This is a genomic window from Neisseria wadsworthii 9715 (assembly GCF_000227765.1).
Lineage (GTDB): Bacteria > Pseudomonadota > Gammaproteobacteria > Burkholderiales > Neisseriaceae > Neisseria > Neisseria wadsworthii.
The window spans coordinates 1-2057 of record NZ_JH165161.1; the positions used below are offsets into that span (position 1 = coordinate 1).

2 protein-coding genes are annotated in these 2057 nt (G+C 46.0%); both read right to left on the bottom strand.

Annotated features, from left to right (window positions below; all coding sequences use genetic code 11):
• Positions 1-152 precede the first annotated feature (152 nt).
• Positions 153-461: a Grx4 family monothiol glutaredoxin gene (gene grxD, locus HMPREF9370_RS11410; RefSeq protein WP_009117676.1), complete on the bottom strand. Its 309-nt coding sequence runs from the start codon at positions 459-461 to the stop codon at positions 153-155.
• A 25-nt stretch (positions 462-486) separates the two neighbouring features.
• Positions 487-1743 carry an RsmB/NOP family class I SAM-dependent RNA methyltransferase gene (locus tag HMPREF9370_RS11415; RefSeq protein ID WP_009117677.1) on the bottom strand — a complete coding sequence of 419 codons (1257 nt, stop codon included), beginning with the start codon at positions 1741-1743 and terminating at the stop codon, positions 487-489.
• Positions 1744-2057 lie beyond the last annotated feature (314 nt).

Genomic DNA, 2057 nt, shown 5'->3' on the forward strand with positions numbered 1-2057 from the left:
CTTGTTTATAAAATTTTTGAATTATTCATATTGATTTGACTTTTTTATAAAAGGGTTTTTGCAGTAAAAAGCTGTTGATTAACCTTATAAAAACAAATGCCTGTCTGAAAATATTTTTCAGACAGGCATCAGCTTGTGATTTAAATGCTCAATCAGGCTTTCAATGCTTCTTGCAGCTCCCCGGCTTCATACATCTCCATCATGATGTCGGAGCCGCCCAGAAATTCGCCGTTTACATACAATTGAGGAATGGTCGGCCAGTTGCTGTATTCCTTAATGCCTTGGCGCACTTCTTCGTTTTCCAACACATTTACGGTAACAAAATCGGTGCAGCCTGCTGCTTGCAGCAATTGCACGGCTCGGGAAGAAAAGCCGCATTGGGGAAATTGCTTGGTGCCTTTCATAAACAGCACGACACGGTGTGTGGTAACCACTTCTTTGATTTGATCTTGAATGCTCATTTTGATGGATTCCTAAAACGGTTGGTTAATTTCGTTCCAACACGGCGGCGAAAAAGCCGTCGGTTTGGTGTTGTTCGGTGTTCAGGCGCAAGTATACACCTGTATCGAGCGGAATTTTATAGTTACTTAGCAGGCTGGCGCAATCGACAATATGCCAGTCGGGATGGCTTTCCAAAAAATGGTGCACTTGCATTTCGTTTTCTTCGGGCAAGATGCTGCAAGTGGCATAAACCAAGCGGCCTTTTTCGTTCACCAGTTTGGCGGCTTCGGCCAAAATAGCGGCTTGCTGTGCTCGTAGTGAAGCTAAAGTTTCAGGCGATTGGCGGTATTTTAAATCGGGATTGCGGCGCAAAGTGCCTAAACCGGAACAGGGTGCATCAACCAAAACCCGGTCGGCCTTGCCGTAAAGTCGGGCAATGCGGGGGTCGGTTTCACTGCTGATGCGTTCAGGATGAATGTTGGCGACACCTGCGCGTGCCATTCGGGGCTTGAGGTTGGCGAGACGTTTTTCTGCGATGTCGAATGCGTAAATACGGCCTTTGTTGGCCATCATGGCGGCGATGGCTAAGGTTTTGCCGCCTGCACCTGCGCAGAAATCCACCACGATTTCCCCGCGTTTGGCACCGAGTAGCAAAGCCAGCAGCTGGCTGCCTTCGTCTTGGATTTCCAGTGTGCCGTCGAGAAACAGTGGATGTCGGTTGAGGGATGGTTTGTCTTTCAAGCGGATGCCCCAGGGTGAAAAAGGCGTGGCTTGGGCGGCAAAACCTTCTTTTTGCAGTTGAGCCAAAACTTTATCGCGCTTGCTTTTCAATGTGTTTACGCGGATATCCAGCGGTGCCGGCTGATTGATGCTGTGGCTGAATCGTAGGATGGCTGTGTTGTCATAATGCTTTTGTAATATTTCAATCAGCCATTCGGGCAGTTCGGCAGTAATGTGTAGCGTACTGGGGAATGGGTTTGTGTTGCCGAACAAACTTTTTAGGTTTTCCACTTCTTCTTGTTCGGTGAGATGGTGAATCAAATCGGCATCTGCAGCACGGCCGATAATCAAAGCTGCTAAAGCAGCTTGGCGCGGCTTGGTGTGTGGTTTGGGAACAATGGCGCTGATTTTTTGATAGTGCCTCAAAACAGCGAACACGGTTTCTGCGATTTCATAACGGTCTTGCCTGCCGAGTTTTTTATGTTCGCGGAAATAGGCGGCAAGTATGGAATCGGCAGGTTGTTTGAATGTCAGGATTTCGGCTAAAACGGCGGCAGTGTGGTTGAGTTGGGCAGGTGTCATTGCGGATATGGAATAATCGTTTGAATGCGTGGATTATAACGGAATATTTTAGCGTGGAAGTGCCTTAGAATTTTTATGGTTGCGGAACTGGGCTTTTCATACATCCTTAGCCGTTTTGTATGAAAAGCTCAGTTTTATAACGATATGCCTGTCTGAACACGAAGGTTTCGGTAAGTCATACACATTTTGTGTGGATAACTATGGGGATAAGGCGTGAATAAGGTGGATAAAACGTGTCTTGATAAGCTTCGCCTTATTCCTGATTAAAAAATACTCAAAAATTATTTAATAAAAATCATATAGTTATAAATTTT